The organism is Trichocoleus sp. ST-U1 (assembly GCF_039961835.1).
In the GTDB taxonomy this organism is placed as follows: Bacteria; Cyanobacteriota; Cyanobacteriia; order Cyanobacteriales; family FACHB-T130; genus FACHB-T130.
In genome coordinates this window covers 1-16,225 of sequence record NZ_JAMPJZ010000101.1, presented here as the reverse complement: position 1 = coordinate 16,225, position 16,225 = coordinate 1, and the positions used below count along the sequence as shown (strand labels likewise).

The window sequence follows — 16,225 nt, the reverse complement described above, 5'->3', positions numbered from 1 at the left end:
ATCCCCAACGCTACCCAGCCCATCCCAACCCCCAATCCATTACCGCCGCCAACCCCCAAACCGCAATCTCCCTTTCTCGGTTTAGTGGGAAAAACTTTGGTCGTGTCGCTGCTGATTACGGGCGCGACTGGAATCGGCTGGTGGGCTGGCAATCTTTGGATACAATCACTATCGAAGTCTGGGGAAGAAACCTCCGATGCCACACCCTCACCCAGTTCTTCGCCGCCCGTCGATCAGGAAAATCCTTCCTCGCAGTTTTCGCCTGCGGAACAGGCACGCAAGCAGCAGCTGCGCGATCGCCGTCAAAGTCTCGGCGTTAACTACAATTTCTATGTCAACTGGGTGAATGAAGTTTTCTGGACTCAGAACCCCAATCAACGAGGGCGCACGCTGGGGAATGGGCCAGAAAATGAGCAATTACGAGAGCAATGGGATCGGATCGCAACTGAATTGCTCGATAAGCTAGATCAGGCGAAATTACCAGGCGCAGCGAGACAGCGTTTAGGAAGCTATGGTGCAGCGGATCGCGATCGCTGGAAAGGGCAAGTCAACCAGCGAAACCTGAGCAGTCGCGCCCTCTACGATCTCGCAGATGTGGCATTTTTCCAAGTATTTCCAGAACAGCGGGGCAGAGATTTTCTCAATCAGCCAGTCGGTCAAATCTGGCACGCGATCGCTGGGGAGAAAGTCAAAGCAGTGCAATCTCAAGAGGCGCTGGAAACAATTCGCTTTGCTTCAGGGGCAGTGGGCAAACGAGTCAGCGGCACCCTCCAACCAGGAGAAGGAAAAGCCTACATCGGCAACTTTGCCCAAAATCAATTATTAGCAGTTAACTTTACGGGGAGTTCAAAACTGCGGCTTTCCCTTTACCCCCCAACCAGTACATTTCCCCCAATCCTCGAAGACTCCACCGAAAAAATTTGGTCGGGAACCCTGCCTCAATCAGGCTACTACGAATTCATCGTTGTTTCCGAAGCTTCCCAGCCCGTTGATTATCAACTTGATATCGGCGTGGAAAACCCTCCGGCTTCCTCACCTGAACCGGCTGAAACGACCACTGCCTCGCCTGAACCGGCACAAACAACCACTCCTTCCCCCTAAATGAAACCCCTTACCTCTTTGGGGGAGAGTAAGGGGTGGGGTTCAGATAAAAAGCTCGGATAACGTCTACAGCCGTACCTGCGGCAAATTGCTGCGGGGATTGAAGGTGCGGCTCTCCCGGATTTTCTCGTAATATTCTCGTTCCGTAGAACTGAGTTCTTTCGGCGTCACAATCAAAATCTTTACCAGCTGATCGGAACGTCCGCCTTTAGGATTGGGCCAACCTTTACCGCGCAACCGCAGAGATTGTCCCGAACGGACACCAGAGGGAACGTTGACAGTGACAGAACCATCCGGCGTCGGCACTTCCACGGGTGCCCCCAACACGGCCTCATCTGGCGTTACCGGCACTTCGCAGACGAGATTATCACCATCGAATTGGAAGAACGAGTGGGGCAGCAGCTCCACTGTTAAGTACAAGTCACCCCGCTGCTGAGTATAGGGGCTGACTGAACCTTTGCCTTTGACGCGAATTCGACTGCCTTGTTTTGTACCCGGAGGAATCCGAACGTCAATGGCTTCATTGCCTAAATCTAAACGCTTCTGGACGCCATGAAAAGCCTCGGATAGGCTGAGTTTGATGACCGCTTCTCGATCGGCGGCTGCGGCAGCTTGCGGATCGAAGCCAGAATACCCGCCAAAGTCTGTATACCCAGTGGGGCCTGTAGAAGTGCGATAAGTCGTGCGGCGTCCAGCACGGCTGCCAGAACGGGCACTGGCACCCCCTAAACCGCCCAGGAGATCGTTGACAAATTCATCAAAACTGCCGTACTGACTAAAGTCAAAGCCGCCAAAATCAACGTTCACTCCGCCTGGATAGGGTGACGCTCCTTCCCCGACTTGTTTCCAGTACTGTCCGAACTGATCGTACTTTTTACGTTTTTCTGGGTCGGATAGCACTTCGTAGGCTTCGCTGACTTCCTTGAAGCGAGCTTCAGCTTCTTTGTTGCCAGGGTTCATGTCGGGGTGGTACTTTCGTGCCAGTCGCCGGTAGACTTTTTTGATTTCATCGGCACTGGCGGTTTTAGTGACTCCCAGGATGGCGTAATAGTCTTTAAAATCGGTCGCAGCCATCAACCTCCCTCCTCTCGTCTAAAAATTTAGTTTAAGTTTTATTTTTTACCTTCTCAGAGATAGGGTATCAAATCAGTCAATGGATATAAGTTCGGTTTGTCCGCACTGATGCGATCGCGATTTCCGTACTTGTCGCTGAATAACGGATTAAACGATCGAGTCCATCAGCTAGGGTGGGCGGAGCGTCTACCAGTTGGCGGTGCATCTGTAAAATAACTTCTTCCGGGACTTGGCGCAGTCTTAATCGATTTCTTTCTAGACATTCCTGCACTGGCGTATCCAGCCACAAGCCGGTAATGTGGGTAAAACCGCGATCGCGAGAAGTAGCGATCGCTTCCCGGCGATGTTTACGAGCCGCATTCGTCGCGTCGAAAATCGCTTGTCTTTTCTCCTCAACTGCTTGGCTGAATTGGCGCTGTACTTCGCTCCACACTAACAGCCACGACCCTTGAATTGCTTCATCCCCAAACAGTTGTTCCCGGATCGCGTCTGTGGCAATCAGCCGATGCTGAGGGCGTTCTGCTACGAGCTGTTGTGCTAGAGAAGATTTGCCGCTACAGGGCAACCCAATTAGGAGAATTAATCGAGTCATGTTTCGGTGTTGGGAGCGGGTAATTAGAGTTTTGAGTCTTGAGTTAAAGAGAGTTCTTTAATTCAAAACCCAAATTCAAACGCGAGAATCGCGTCTCTACTTCAACTTTTTCCCAATTAGCAACTCCCGGTACTAATTTCCACCTTAAATGACGGTTCCATCCGGAATCACGGCATTTTTCAGTACCACAACAATCCCGCTACGGATGTAGAAACCTTCGCTTTCGCGGTTGGCTTCTTCCACCCTGTCTTTGTTAATGATTTGCACATTGCAACCAATGTGGGCGTTTTTGTCAATGATAGCGCGGCGAATCCGGGTGTCCGAACCAATCCCCAAGGGAACTTTACCGTCTTCACAGTGAGCTTGTCGTTCTGCGAAGGGTTGGTATAAGTCGGCACCCATGACGAGGGAGTCTTCAATTAAGGAACCCGATTCAATGCGCGATCGCACTCCCAAAACTGAATGCTCAATCCGGCATTCTTTCAGGATGCAGCCTTCCCCAATAATCGACTCGGTGATTTGGCAATCTAACAGCTTACTGGGCGGTAAATAACGAGCGCGAGTGTAAATCGGAGCATCCTCATCGTAGAAACTAAAAGGTGGCTGCGGTTGTCTGGTGAGAGCCAAGTTCGCCTCGTAGAACGACTCCATCGTTCCAATATCTTCCCAGTAGTCATTAAATAAATAAGCTTGAACGTTATAATCCTGCGCCGAAGCGGGGATAATCTCCTTACCAAAATCGGTTCGCTCTTGGTTAGTTTGCAGCAGATGCATCAGCACGTCTTTTTTGAAGACATAAATCCCCATTGAGGCGATGTAGGGATTTTTCTTCGCTTGTTCCGCACTCAATCCCAGCGTTGTCGTATCGACCTGCATCTCCTTGAGAGCATCGCCTTTAGGCTTTTCGCTGAAATCTATCACCCGTCCGGTATCATCGATTTTCATTAAGCCGAAATCGGACGCCCGTCGCTCATCCATTGGCACAACGGAGAGGGTGATATCGGCATTAGTGTCGCGGTGGCGTTGCACGAACTGGCGATAGTCCATGCGGTAGAGATGATCTCCTGACAAAATCAGGTACTCATCAACATCCCACTCATCCAACAGCCAGAGATACTGACGGACAGCATCGGCAGTGCCTTGGAACCAGTTGGGGTTTTCTGGCGTTTGCTGGGCGGCTAGCACCTCCACAAACCCTTCTGTGAACCCTGCGAAACTGTAGGCGCGGGCAATATGGCGGTTGAGGGAAGCTGAGTTGAATTGGGTCAGGACGTAGATTTTGTAAATTTCTGAGTTAATGCAATTACTGACCGGAATATCGATTAGGCGATACTTTCCTGCCAGAGGCACGGCTGGCTTCGCTCGCAACTTGGTCAGCGGGTAAAGGCGGGTGCCAGCGCCACCTCCGAGAATAATGCTTAGAACTTTTTTCACTTCAAACCTCTCGATTGCCAGTCAACTCCCAAAACCAGTGTCGGACGGTCTGGAGCAGTTGGCAAGGGGGGGAGGGGGAATCGATGTTAGGGGTTATAGATAATTGGGAAAAAGTTTCAAGGAATCAGTGTTGAGTTTTGAATTAAAGCACTCTTTTTTATTCAAAACTCAAAATTCAAAACTCAACACGCTCGTTTCCCACTACCCTATTGCTGTGCCATTTCCATCAAAATTTTCTGGGCACTTTGTTCTCTTTCCTTGTCACCGGGGTGGCGTTGGATGTAACGACCATCTGGTTGTAAATCCCAAGCGTGACGGTTATCGGCGAGCATAATTCCTAAGATTTCTTGTAAATCTTTAGAAATTTCGGGATCTTCTATTGGCGCGATCGCTTCTACTCGTCGATCCAAGTTGCGGCGCATCCAATCAGCACTGCCGATATAAACTTCCTCACTGCCAGCATTTTGAAAGTAAAAAATCCGCGAGTGTTCTAGATAACGCCCGACAACACTAATCGTCCGGATATTTTCACTGACTCCTTCCACACCGGGTCGCAGACAGCAAATTCCGCGGATAATCAAATCGATTTTTACCCCAGCGATGCTAGCTTCGTAAAGCGAGGCAATGAGTTGGGGATCTGTCAGTGAATTCATCTTGGCGACAATTCGACCGCTTTTGCCATGATGGCAATGTTCTATCTCGCGGCGGATCAAACTCAAAAAGCGATCGCGGCAGTTCACCGGCGACACCAACAACTTGCGGTAAGACCGTTGCCGCGAGTAACCCGTCAAGTAATTAAACAAATCCGTTAAATCCGCCCCCAAGTCTTCACGGCAGCTTAATAGCCCCACATCTGTATAAATTCGAGCGGTTTTGGGATTATAGTTCCCCGTACCGATGTGGACATACCGGCGAATTTGGTTTTCTTCTCGGCGTACTACCAAAACCACTTTGGTATGCGTCTTTAAACCCACCAACCCATAGACCACATGAACGCCCGCTTGTTCTAACTTGCGTGCCCAGTTAATATTGTTCTCTTCATCAAAACGGGCTTTTAGTTCCACCAGAACCGCTACTTGCTTGCCATGCTCAGCCGCTGTAATCAGGGCATTGAGAATCGGCGAGTCCCCGGATGTTCGGTAGAGAGTCATTTTAATCGCCAGCACATTTGGATCGATTGCCGCTTGGGTAATGAAGCGCTGTACCGTTCCTCCAAAAGATTGATAAGGATGGTGAACCATCAAATCTGCGGTGCGAATGACCGAGAAAATATCTTCTCCCTCATCCAAATCTCCTTCACTGAGCCGCCGCAGGCGTGGGGGTATCCCTGGTGTCCACACAGGGTCTTTCAGTTCCGGGAGTGGCAATTGCATGAAGTACATCAAGTCTGCCAGCCCCAATAGCCCGTCCACCTCGTAAACATCCCGCTCCAACAGCCCCAGTTCCCGCATCAGCATCCCTTTCATGGATTCGGGCATTGAAGCTTGAATTTCCATCCGTACCGCCGAACCACCCACCCGACGTTTCCGCAGTTCTTGCTCAATCGCCAGCATCAGATCGTCGGCTTCATCTTCTTCCACCTCCAAATCTGCATTGCGAGTGATTCGGAAGGGGTGATATTCCTGGATATTCATCCCCGGAAACAGTGACTCTAGATTATGAGCAATCACCTGTTCTAGGGGCACACCCATCCAAATCAGGCGTTCATTCCGGAATCGTTCCTCTTCGAGTCCAGACGACCGACTTCCCAGCCCGGACTCCAACCGTAAGGGCAAAAATCGAGGTAAAACTTTTGGGACTTTCACTCTGGCAAACAGTTCTTCCCCCGTGTCTGGGTCTTTCACCACCACAGCCAGATTCAGACTGAGGTTAGACATATAGGGAAAAGGATGGCTGGGATCAACAGCTAAGGGGGTCAGAACTGGGAAAATTTGCTCTTCAAAATAGTTTTGCAGGTAAGCCCGCTGTTCCTGGTTCAGATCCACGTAGTCTAAAAGATGAATGCCTTGCGCGGTCATCAAGGGTCGCAATGCTTTCTCAAAGTGTTGATGCTGTTGTGCTACCAGAGGTCGCGCTGCCAAGCTAATCTCTTCTAGCTGGTCGCTTGGTGTCCGACCATCGGGCGTCAGCTGGCTCACTTTTGCTTCCACCTGTTGCTTAAGAGCAGCAACGCGCACCATGAAATATTCGTCGAAGTTGGCACTAAAAATCCCCATGAATTTCAGGCGTTCTAGCAGCGGCGTCCGAGGATCGATCGCTTCATGCAAAACTCGATTGTTAAACTCCAACCAGCTGAGTTCGCGGTTGAAATAGTACTGCGGATGGTTTAGGTCAATATTATGGTGTGTTGCTGCGGTCTTTTTCGCTTTTGACATAATTCTAATGGCAGTCAGGCTGGCAGGTATTCATTGTTACTTGCAACACCAACCAGTGAATTCCATCTGAATTGATCGCAGATTCGCGCTGATTGTTTTACCACTCATTTTTAAAATGCGCTTATCTTAATTCTGGCTGTGTTATTAATTCATCGTATCCTGACTTAGATGACCCAAAACCTATCTACAGAAAGGCGTTAAATATCATGACCTCATGCAAAAGCGATAGGTTTATGCTCTCAAGGCAGGCTCCGGGCGAGCGATCGCTACTCCCTCCTTTAACTGGATACTTCACCCGCACGGGTTGCCAAGCCTCTGCCCAGCTGACGATAGCGATTCGATGAGTCTTATTAACCAAATACCTCATCTTCCCTTCCCCGCCACCACTCACCCAGATTCATCAAGTCCTGATGAATATCTGCTAATTCTTGAACATATTCCTCTGGTGAGATAGTCGGGCGGCGTTCTTGGAGTTTTTTTAGCCGCAATTGCACTAATAGCCAAGGCTTGGAAATGCTATCTGTGGCTTCAATGTATTGGGCTAGTTCTTTGCTATCCATGATTTATCTGGTGGGAATGTATCTTCTTTAAAGATACAGGCAGCCGAAGTTTACAGATAATAAAAAAACAGCCACTACTAACGTGGCTGTTTTCCAGATGATTAAATTTGACGTAGCTGAAACATCAGCCGTTATTTAAGCAGATGCCGTTAAATTCTGGGCAACAAAGTCCCAGTTGATCAAGTGGTCAACAAAGTTCTGCATGAAGTTGGGGCGGCTATTCTGGTAATCCAGATAGTAGGCATGTTCCCAAACATCCATTGTTAGCAAGGGAGTTTGTCCGTAGGCAATCGGGTTTTCTGCGTTCGGAGACTTGGTTACTTTTAGGGTATCGCCATCCTTGATTAGCCAAGCCCAACCACTACCGAATTGAGTGCCTCCGGCATTTTTGAACTCTTCTTTGAATTTGTCAAGGCTACCGAAGCTGGCGTTAATTTTTTCCGCTAGTTCGCCACTCGGATTGCCGCCTCCATTTGGCTTGATGCCATTCCAATAGAAGGTATGATTCCATACCTGAGCAGCGTTGTTGAATACAGCAGCTTTATCTGAGGCTTTGTAGGTTGCCTTGATGATTTCTTCAAGCGACTTGTCGGCTAGTTCTGTGTCCTTAACTAGATTGTTGAGAGTGTTCACGTAAGCAGCGTGATGCTTGCCGTAATGGAACTCAAGTGTCCGCGCCGACATACCTGACGACTCTAAAGCGTCTTGATCGTAAGGTAAAGGGGGTAATTCAAATGCCATTGTGTTCAATCCTCTGCTAACTGCTTTCTAGCTTAAAACTAAGGGAGAAGTTTTTTCTTCTTAAGGATCTAAGTCTCGTCCGATCGAGGTTGCGATCGCTAGCGATATAAAACTTAACCACTGGATTGTACCTTAAAAGTCGAGAGACAGCCAAAATCAACGCTATGTGCCAATTTAAGCTGTACTCCCCACTAATTTCTCCTTGGTGCATCTACCCAAAGGGATAATTAATGGCGATCGCTCAAAACTCCTCTAACCATTTCGATTGCCGCTGCTGGAGTATTGGCAATCAAAATAGAGTCTTCAGACAAGCTTTGGAAAAAAGCTTTACTTTCTGGATGATTCGTTAATAAAATCACTTTTTTATAGTTCTTCAAAGCCAGGGCAATTTCTGAAGCGGTTCCTGCACCCATGCCGCAGGCAATCACAACATCAGAAGAAAGGACATTAATATTATTTCTCGCATTTCCCATATCGGTAACAATTGCAATATCTACGGCATCAGAAACCGCGCTGGTATCGTTAGTGGGAAGAATGCCAATTGTTAAACCATTAGCAAATTTTGCCCCTTTACTCGCCGCATCCATCACACCAGCATTTCTGCCACCAGTCAGCAAAACCCATCCTTCTTGGGCGATGAATTGACCGAATTTATAAGCATTTTCTAAGTCAGTTTCTGTGGCGTTGGCTCCTGGTCCCACGACGCCAATTATGGTTTTTTTCATGACAAGCTGACCTTACTCCTAAGCGTTGAAATTTTTAACGCCGAGGTAAGCAGAGTTTTACGCAAAGGTAGGCAAATTAATAGAAGTGCAATAAATTAGCATTTTCCTCAGCGTATCTTTGCGATCGCCTTTGCGTTCTTTATCTTCAAAAAACTTACTCAAACCTACAGAGAACCAACAATCATTCCAGCCAGTAAAACAAAACCAATCCAAACATTTTGGCGAAAAGTTTCCCCATATACTGGCGTTGGGATATCTTTCCGGCTGAGGCGAGAATATTGCCAAATCCAAGCTAAGGTTGCCAAACTCAAAGCGATCCAAAAGCTAAGCTTTAGATCCATCACAATTCCCAGCCATTCAAGCAAAATAACCGTGCCAGTAAAGAAGACACCAACAGCTTCAGCCGCATAATTGCCAAAAAATAAAGCGCTAGAATTAATGCCAATCCGCCGGTCATCTTCCCGATCTGACATGGCATAAACGGTGTCAAATCCAAGTGTCCAGAGTACCGTCGCGCCCCATAAAATCCAGGTGGGTTCTTCTAGCTTGGCAGTTACAGCAGTCCAGCTAATCAGCACGCCAAAACCCCAAGCAATCGACAGCACTAGCTGAGGCACTGGAAACACCCGCTTGGCGGTGGGATAGAAAATAATTACGGGAACTGCCGCCACGCACAACCAGAAAGTAAGGGAATTAAGGTAGAGTGCGAGAACCCCAGCGCAACTCATCGCTACCAAGGCAACGACGATGCCAGTTTTGACCGACAAAGCGCGAGAGGCGAGGGGACGCGATCGCGTTCTTTCTACTTGCGGATCGATATCCCGATCCCACAAATCATTGACAACACACCCGGCAGCACTGGTCGCTAAAGTACCCAGTACAATCACCCCTACCAGCGGCAACGGTGGCTTTCCTGCTGCTGCCAGAAAGACCGCCCATAGTGCCGGAATCATCAATATCAGGCGTCCTGCTGGCTTATCCCATCTCAAAAGCCGGACAACCGTCAGCCAGGTGGGTTCTGTTTCTTTGTGTTCTTGCTGGGTCAGCATGGTCTAGAAAAATGAGTATCCAGAAATATCATTAATCACATCTTTATCCCCTATAGAATATCCTTATTCATCAAATCTCGGCTGGTTCTGCAACCCTGGATACATCGAAATGGTCAATTTAGTTGCCAACGCTAAAGATAATTCTGCGGGTGTTTCAACTCCTAGCGTGGATCGAGATCGGATTCTCGCTGCGATTGACTTAGGGACCAATTCCCTGCACATGGTAGTCGTGCAAATTCAACCCAAGCTGCCTGCTTTTTCGATTATTGCCAGAGAAAAAGACACGGTGAGACTGGGCGATCGCGATAAAAAGACGGGCAATCTGACACCAGCGGCAATGGAACGAGCGATCGCAGCCTTGCGCCGTTTCCAGGGAATTGCCAAAAGTCTCAACGCCGAACAAATAATCGCCGTAGCAACCAGTGCGGTAAGAGAAGCTCCCAACGGGCGAGACTTTTTAAAACAAGTAGAGGCAGACTTGGGCTTATCTGTCAACCTAATTTCCGGTCAAGAAGAAGCCCGGAGAATTTACTTAGGCGTGCTGTCGGGAATGGAATTAAATAACCATCCCCACATCATTATTGACATTGGCGGCGGTTCGACCGAGTTAATTTTAGGGGATAGTCACGAACCGCGATCGCTCAGCAGCACTAAAGTCGGTGCCGTCCGACTAACCGCAGAATTGATTACCACAGATCCCATCAGCAATGGCGAATTTCAGTCCCTACAAGCTTATGTGCGCGGACAGCTAGAACGAGCCGTTGATGAATTGCGGGCAGTTCTCCAACCAGGGGAACAGCCGCGTTTAGTGGGAACGTCCGGGACGATTGAGACGCTGGTGACGATACACGCGCGAGAAAAACTAGGTACTAACCCCTTTTCGCTAAATGGCTACCAGCTGAGTCTTAATGACTTGAGAGACTTAGTGAATCGCTTGCGAAGGCTCAATTACTTAGAACGAGCCGCCATACCAGGAATGTCAGAGCGGCGGTCAGAAATTATTGTTGCCGGGGCGGTTATTTTACAAGAAGCGATGACGCTGCTAGGCGCTGAATTGCTAACGGTCTGCGAACGGAGTCTCCGCGAAGGAGTGATCGTCGATTGGATGCTCGCTCACGGCTTAATCGAAGACAAGCTGCGCTACCAAAGTTCTGTACGCGAGCGTAATGTAATCAAAACCGCCCGCAAATACGGTGTCAACCTGGAATACTCTCAGCGAGTTGCAGAATTCGCCCTTAGCTTATTTGACCAAACCCAAGGCATCCTCCACCATTGGGGTTCAGAAGAACGGGAACTACTGTGGGCAGCCGCAATTTTACACAATTGCGGACACCATATCAGTCATTCTTCCCACCACAAACACTCTTTTTACTTAATTCGCAATGGTGAACTTTTAGGCTATACGGAAGCCGAAATTGATGTAATTGCGAATTTAGCCCGCTATCACCGCAAGACTGCGCCGAGGAAAAAGCACGAGAACTATCAAAATCTGCCGACTAAACAGCACCGGCAGATCGTTGCTCAGTTGAGTGCCTTGCTCAGATTGGCAGTTGCTCTCGACCGGAGACAAATTGGGGCAGTTCAGCAAGTGCAGTGCGAATACAACGCGGAAACTAAAGAACTTCAGCTCCACATAAAACCCACTCAGCCAGATGATGATTGTGCCTTAGAAATCTGGAGTTTAGATTATAAAAAAGACGTTGTTGAGGCAGAATACGGCATTAAAATACTGCCGGTTTTGAACGCTCCTGCTGTTCCAATTAACAATAGCAGTCCTCAATAATTCGTGAAAGCCAGCTCCTCGACTCATTTAAGAACTTGGGGATCTAAAGGGCTACTATCGCAACTCAAATAGGATTGCGGTAGTAGCCTCTTTAAGTAAATGAATGGGGAGCTTTTCTGCTTACGCTCAAAAGTTAAGGTCTGCGAATGCTTCAATTGTGCTAAGTCCCCTGAGCGCGATCGCGCTGTTCCTTATGGTAGAAGTTAGAATCAGCCGTAAAAGTTATCTTTATAGTTAAGTACCGTGCAGGAAGCTCTTCTCAAAACTTCTGCTTGGTAAGAAAAATAGCAATATTCCTTACCGAGCTATTATAGATAAAGTATCAAGGTAGTCAGAAAGTTTTAGATTAACTTTGTTACTGTTTAAGGTAATTCAATAAATGACCTTTTCAAAAAAATATTGGGCGGCTTCCTAACCCTAAAAAAATCATAAAAATCAATTTGTAAAACTAGCTTCAGTATTCATATAAAATTTTAGTAAAATAACCGATTGTTCAATATTTTAGCAACGCTAAAGCCTTAATTTGCGATGAAAACACTATATACACTTTTTACCAAAGAACGCAGCGAAGTTCAGACAGAGATTGATAAGGCAACTAGCCCGGAGCAGGTCGTTAAGCTGGTTCAAAAGCGACTCGATAATATTCAGAGCAGTTACGTTGGCGAGTTAAGCGTCGCTCAAGTACGTCTGGCTTCTTTATTCCTGGACACTTTGCGGCAGTCCTTGGGGACTCTCACCGCTGCCAATGAGACGAAAGTTTTGGAGCCAAAGCCTCAGCAGAGTGCTAACCCAGTCGGAAGGGTTTCTCCCAAAACCATAATCCTGAAAGTGCTACAGGGACTCATCTGCGTAGGAATTTTAGATTCTCTATTCTCCTTGGCTTCAGATTCACCAGGAGCTTGGATGGATATCTTGCTGGTGTCTCTGCTGGTTGGACTAGAAGTGGTGTTCCAAATCGATAAACGCGATCGCACCAACCGTTCAGTTTCTCTTCAACCTGTAGAAGCGCCCCAGCCGATCGTCCGAGTCGATAGCCAAGTCTTTCTAGACAACCTTACCGATGCGCTGAACACCATTGATTTGGCAGTCGCTCGGACTCAGGAAGTAAAAAAACCGCTTGATGATAGTGGAATAGAAGAGCTACCAGAACTGTTGAATCTGCTTCAGAGACTAATGGGTGCGTCAATTCTAGGGAAACCCCAGATGTCGCTTGAACTTACCAAACTGCTGCCACAGATTTTAATGGAACAGGGGATTCGGGTTCAGATTTACCAGGCGGATGATACTCATCGCGAGTATTTTGATTTCGAGCCAAGTATCGATCCTGCCGCTAAAGACTATGTAACGATAACTCCCGCCTTGTTTAAAGGCGATCGCTTGCTCCGACGCGGTCGAGTGATTGAGCCAGCGTACTCCGAGGCTAGAGAGTAAGATGTCTTGTCATCGGGGCTGTTTGTAGTCGCATCTTCATTTAGATAGTATTTCCCTTTTTTCTTAGCCCCCTTTTTCAAGGGGGGTTGGGGGGATCAAAACTCTCATTTACATGGTTGATTAGCGGAAAGTATAAAAATGGAAGTTTTAGAAACTATCGGATTCGATCTGGGACACGGTGAAACCGCTGTCGCTCAGGCGAGAGTGGAGAGCATCGAGCCGCCAGGGATGCTTGAAGTTAATAATAAAAAAGTTCAAATCACAGCACTAGCTTGGCATCCCGATATCGGTTATCTAATTGGAGAACAAGCATTAATCCAAGCTGGCGTTACTCAGCTCAAAATTGCTTTCAAACAAAAACCAAATACCGACCCAACTTATCGGGAAACAATTAGCAAGTTTCTAGAAACTTACTATCGTCTTTTGAAAGAAAGCAAACAGATTGAAGGTGGAGAAACTAGCCAATTTTATGTTGGTTGCCCTTCAGGATGGTCTGTGGACGAACGAGAAGAATACCAAAAGTTACTGAAGGAATCGGGGATTCCCTTAGTGAGTGTTGTCCCAGAGTCGCGGGCGGCTTTCATGCAAGCTAAGGAAGCCGGGAAGCTTTCTTATGACAAACTTAAATCGTCGGTGCTAATTGTTGATATTGGCTCTTCAACGACGGATTTTACTCTGGTTAAAAGTTTGCACGAAATCCCGATAGATTTCGGAAGTAATGCTCTGGGAGCTTCTCTAATCGATAAAGCAATTTTTGCCCAGACTCTCGCTAACCACGAGGAAAAAGCACTACTCGAACGAGTATTTGAGGCATATCCTCATCACCAAGCGCGTTGCGAACTTGCTTGCCGCAAAGCGAAGGAAGATTACTTTTCTAACGAACAGGTATACAGCAATCCACAATCTTTTGCACGCGGCTTTGAGTCGATCAACGAACAGATTTACTTTGTGCCTCAAGTTAATAAAGGGGTTATGGATGAAATCTTGAACCAACCTTTGCCAGAATTGGGCGGCAAGAGTTGGCTTCATTCGTTCCGGGAATCAGTGAACGAGGCGAAAGAAAGGCTCGATAAGCAAGGTTTTATACCGCAACTTTTGCTGATGACTGGGGGTGCATCCCGGATGAAATTTACGCGCCAGATTTGCGAGGAAATCTTCCCAGAACCGGACACTCAAGTTCGCCCCGATCCAGAACCCGAACGATGCATTGCCTTGGGTTTAGCGCGGGTAGGAAGATGGGATCTGCGTGCTGCTGCCTTTAAAGAAGAGGTCAATACACTATTTGACTCAAAAAAGTTAAAAGATCTGGTCAAAAAACATATTCCAGAGTTAATCGAATTGCTGGCTAAGCCACTATCAGAGGGGCTGATTGAAAGCACAATTCAACCAAGTTTAAAAAACTGGCAAAACAACAAAATACGCACTTTGGCTGATTTGGAAGAGTCTATGAAAAAGCAGGCCGAGCAGTGGATTGAAAGCTCTGGCGCTCGGCAAATTGTCAATACTCAATGTGCCACTTGGTTTAACAGCAAGATCCAACCCGAATTAGCCGAAGAAACCGACCCCATTTGTCAAAAGTTTCAGATACCCAGAAGTAGCTTAAGGTTTGAGGAAAGTATCGACCCTGATGTGGTTAGTCCAGACCTATCGATTGGAGACACTATTCTTGCCGAAACGGTAGGATTTATCGTCAACGTGGTGATTGGTGGAGGGACTGTCGGTAGCATCATCGCTCTAATTTTAACCGGACATTTAACTTGGCCCATCGTGCTAATCTATGGTGCCTCAGTTCTTGCCGCAGGAGTAGAGATCACCCGCAGCAAAACCCAAGAAGCAATTAAGACAAAGGTAGATGTTCCGAGTTGGACTCGTTCTCTTCTTTTGAGCGATAGCAAGATCGACTCTACCTGCGAGCAAATGAAACCTGAGTTAGAGAAGGTTTTCAGACAACAACTAACAGAGAATCAGGAAGCTTTTGACGAACTGATTGGGAAAGTTGGGCAAGAATTGAAAAAAGCTCTAAATACCAAGGCGGAAGAGGCAGTAATTCTCATTCAGTAGGGATGCGATCGCTCTTTCCTCGCTGCTTATGGCTGATTGGGTGAGAGCGATCGCTACAATATTACTGACAATCCATTGGGAGAAGTCTTGTGTCAGCTAGTTCGGGACTTTGAGAGGAAACGGTTATGACAAGAGAACTAGAAGCTAACCGACAGAGTTTGTACGAGACGGACTACCTGAAATGGATTCAAACTACTGTAGAAAAGTTGCGGGTTGGAGACTACCCTAATATCGAATGGGAAAATCTAATCGAAGAAATCGAGGACATGGGACGAAGTGAGCGCCGGAGTCTAAAGAGTAATCTTATTATTGTCCTGACTCACTTACTTAAATGGCAATTTCAGCCAGAGAAAAGAAGCGGTAGCTGGAAAGGTAGTATCGTTGAGCATCGCAGACGCATTCGTGAAGCTCTAAAAGATTCTCCCAGCCTCAAGCCTTATCTTGAAGAAGTCTTTGCTGAATCTTATGCAGATGCAGTTGAACAGGCGAGTGCTGAAACTGAACTGCTATTAGAGATATTTCCGCAATTATGTCCCTATACATCCACAGAAGTTTTAGATTCTAACTTTTTGCCAGAATAAGCGATCGCCTTCCCTTCTGACTGAAGATAGCGATCGCGCTACTCATTCAGGCTAATTACTCTTGCCTCATTTCTGACAGTTAGAGGAATTAGAAGGTATTTAATATTTAAATATGGATTGATAAGCGAGACTATTTTATTAAGGAAATAAGTCATGTTTTGGGAATTTTAACAACACCATTTAAGTCATTTCATTCTATGAATGATTGAGGGATTGATTCCATTCGATATCGTTACGTGGCTCTAACGCATCTTATGCGAAAGATGAGTATATTTTTGGTAATGAATATGCTAACGGCGCTCGTCCTTCGACCTCTTAACTTTTTTTGCTATCTCAATTTCATCACTAGATCCGTAGGGAATATCTGTCACTTGTTTTTCTATTATCAGGTCATAGACAATATCTGCACCTTTCTTAATACTTTCTGTTAAGACACCAATACCAACATCTAACTGAGGTTTAACCTCATCACGAGGTATCACTTTTCCAGATGGTGATATGTCCGAGAAAAACTTTCTGACAGAGATGTGTTGTCCTTGGTTAAAACAAGCAGCATATTGAGAGGCGCGGAATTCATGAACAAATGGGCATCGATAGTATTTATATACAGCAGATTGCAGGTATATAGAGTACATTAAGGTCAGTGCATGAACAGGTAGAATGAAACCTTACTCCATCGACTTTCGAGAAAAAGTAGTCAAAGCATACGAACAAGAAA

Annotated in this window: 14 protein-coding genes and 1 pseudogene; 6 read left to right on the top strand and 9 right to left on the bottom strand. The window is 46.9% G+C overall.

What is annotated here, in order from left to right:
- A pseudogene (locus tag NDA06_RS23525) lies at window positions 1-1,101 on the top strand (serine/threonine protein kinase); the annotation flags it as partial.
- Between the two features lie 66 nt (window positions 1,102-1,167).
- On the opposite strand, the gene NDA06_RS23520 reads toward NDA06_RS23525, so the two are convergent.
- The 4 genes from NDA06_RS23520 to ppk1 form a co-directional block, all read right to left on the bottom strand.
- Window positions 1,168-2,175, bottom strand: coding sequence for a DnaJ C-terminal domain-containing protein (locus NDA06_RS23520; RefSeq protein WP_190985613.1), 1,008 nt, complete (start codon window positions 2,173-2,175; stop codon window positions 1,168-1,170).
- Window positions 2,176-2,251: 76 nt separating this feature from the next.
- Window positions 2,252-2,767, bottom strand: a complete 516-nt coding sequence (locus tag NDA06_RS23515) for an AAA family ATPase (RefSeq protein WP_190985612.1) — start codon at window positions 2,765-2,767, stop codon at window positions 2,252-2,254.
- Between the two features lie 144 nt (window positions 2,768-2,911).
- Window positions 2,912-4,201 carry a glucose-1-phosphate adenylyltransferase gene (locus NDA06_RS23510; protein WP_190410725.1) on the bottom strand — a complete coding sequence of 430 codons (1,290 nt, stop codon included), beginning with the start codon at window positions 4,199-4,201 and terminating at the stop codon, window positions 2,912-2,914.
- 206 nt (window positions 4,202-4,407) lie between these two features.
- A complete protein-coding gene (ppk1, locus tag NDA06_RS23505; protein ID WP_190530420.1) occupies window positions 4,408-6,576 on the bottom strand; it encodes a polyphosphate kinase 1 in 2,169 nt (722 codons plus the stop codon).
- Between the two features lie 206 nt (window positions 6,577-6,782).
- Between ppk1 and NDA06_RS23500 the strand changes: the two genes are divergently transcribed.
- Window positions 6,783-6,920, top strand: a complete 138-nt coding sequence (locus tag NDA06_RS23500; protein WP_206755353.1) for a hypothetical protein — start codon at window positions 6,783-6,785, stop codon at window positions 6,918-6,920.
- 6 nt (window positions 6,921-6,926) lie between these two features.
- Here NDA06_RS23500 and NDA06_RS23495 read toward each other — a convergent pair whose 3' ends face one another.
- The 4 genes from NDA06_RS23495 to NDA06_RS23480 all read right to left on the bottom strand — a co-directional run bounded on the left by NDA06_RS23495 (window position 6,927) and on the right by NDA06_RS23480 (window position 9,651).
- A complete protein-coding gene (locus NDA06_RS23495; protein WP_190432754.1) occupies window positions 6,927-7,136 on the bottom strand; it encodes a hypothetical protein in 210 nt (69 codons plus the stop codon).
- A 135-nt stretch (window positions 7,137-7,271) separates the two neighbouring features.
- Entirely contained in the window at window positions 7,272-7,877 is a 606-nt protein-coding gene (locus NDA06_RS23490) for a superoxide dismutase (protein ID WP_190432752.1), read from the bottom strand.
- 227 nt (window positions 7,878-8,104) lie between these two features.
- Window positions 8,105-8,602 (bottom strand): TIGR00725 family protein, encoded by a 498-nt coding sequence (locus tag NDA06_RS23485; protein WP_190985611.1) that lies wholly within the window; start codon window positions 8,600-8,602, stop codon window positions 8,105-8,107.
- Between the two features lie 164 nt (window positions 8,603-8,766).
- The gene (locus NDA06_RS23480; protein WP_190430558.1) at window positions 8,767-9,651 is read right to left on the bottom strand and encodes a 4-hydroxybenzoate solanesyltransferase; all 885 of its coding nucleotides are present in this window, start codon (window positions 9,649-9,651) and stop codon (window positions 8,767-8,769) included.
- 109 nt (window positions 9,652-9,760) lie between these two features.
- On the opposite strand from NDA06_RS23480, the gene NDA06_RS23475 reads away from it, so the two are divergent.
- From NDA06_RS23475 to NDA06_RS23460, 4 genes are all read left to right on the top strand, one after another.
- Window positions 9,761-11,434, top strand: coding sequence for a Ppx/GppA phosphatase family protein (locus NDA06_RS23475; RefSeq protein ID WP_190985610.1), 1,674 nt, complete (start codon window positions 9,761-9,763; stop codon window positions 11,432-11,434).
- A gap of 528 nt (window positions 11,435-11,962) precedes the next feature.
- Entirely contained in the window at window positions 11,963-12,865 is a 903-nt protein-coding gene (locus NDA06_RS23470; RefSeq protein WP_190985609.1) for a hypothetical protein, read from the top strand.
- A 138-nt stretch (window positions 12,866-13,003) separates the two neighbouring features.
- Window positions 13,004-14,926 carry a plasmid segregation protein ParM domain-containing protein gene (locus tag NDA06_RS23465; RefSeq protein WP_190535509.1) on the top strand — a complete coding sequence of 641 codons (1,923 nt, stop codon included), beginning with the start codon at window positions 13,004-13,006 and terminating at the stop codon, window positions 14,924-14,926.
- A gap of 125 nt (window positions 14,927-15,051) precedes the next feature.
- Window positions 15,052-15,507: a DUF29 domain-containing protein gene (locus NDA06_RS23460; RefSeq protein ID WP_190679090.1), complete on the top strand. Its 456-nt coding sequence runs from the start codon at window positions 15,052-15,054 to the stop codon at window positions 15,505-15,507.
- A 290-nt stretch (window positions 15,508-15,797) separates the two neighbouring features.
- On the opposite strand, the gene NDA06_RS23455 is transcribed toward NDA06_RS23460, so the two are convergent.
- Window positions 15,798-15,989, bottom strand: coding sequence for a hypothetical protein (locus NDA06_RS23455; RefSeq protein ID WP_190985608.1), 192 nt, complete (start codon window positions 15,987-15,989; stop codon window positions 15,798-15,800).
- Window positions 15,990-16,225: the final 236 nt, after the last annotated feature.

Bases quoted from the DNA above. Each gene is read 5' to 3' on its own strand.
- NDA06_RS23520 (WP_190985613.1), bottom strand. From the start codon at position 2,175: ATGGCTGCGACCGATTTTAAAGACTATTACGCCATCCTGGGAGTCACT.
- NDA06_RS23515 (WP_190985612.1), bottom strand. From the start codon at position 2,767: ATGACTCGATTAATTCTCCTAATTGGGTTGCCCTGTAGCGGCAAATCT.
- ppk1 (WP_190530420.1), bottom strand. From the start codon at position 6,576: ATGTCAAAAGCGAAAAAGACCGCAGCAACACACCATAATATTGACCTA.
- NDA06_RS23500 (WP_206755353.1), top strand. From the start codon at position 6,783: ATGACCTCATGCAAAAGCGATAGGTTTATGCTCTCAAGGCAGGCTCCG.
- NDA06_RS23495 (WP_190432754.1), bottom strand. From the start codon at position 7,136: ATGGATAGCAAAGAACTAGCCCAATACATTGAAGCCACAGATAGCATT.
- NDA06_RS23490 (WP_190432752.1), bottom strand. From the start codon at position 7,877: ATGGCATTTGAATTACCCCCTTTACCTTACGATCAAGACGCTTTAGAG.
- NDA06_RS23485 (WP_190985611.1), bottom strand. From the start codon at position 8,602: ATGAAAAAAACCATAATTGGCGTCGTGGGACCAGGAGCCAACGCCACA.
- NDA06_RS23480 (WP_190430558.1), bottom strand. From the start codon at position 9,651: ATGCTGACCCAGCAAGAACACAAAGAAACAGAACCCACCTGGCTGACG.
- NDA06_RS23475 (WP_190985610.1), top strand. From the start codon at position 9,761: ATGGTCAATTTAGTTGCCAACGCTAAAGATAATTCTGCGGGTGTTTCA.
- NDA06_RS23470 (WP_190985609.1), top strand. From the start codon at position 11,963: ATGAAAACACTATATACACTTTTTACCAAAGAACGCAGCGAAGTTCAG.
- NDA06_RS23465 (WP_190535509.1), top strand. From the start codon at position 13,004: ATGGAAGTTTTAGAAACTATCGGATTCGATCTGGGACACGGTGAAACC.
- NDA06_RS23460 (WP_190679090.1), top strand. From the start codon at position 15,052: ATGACAAGAGAACTAGAAGCTAACCGACAGAGTTTGTACGAGACGGAC.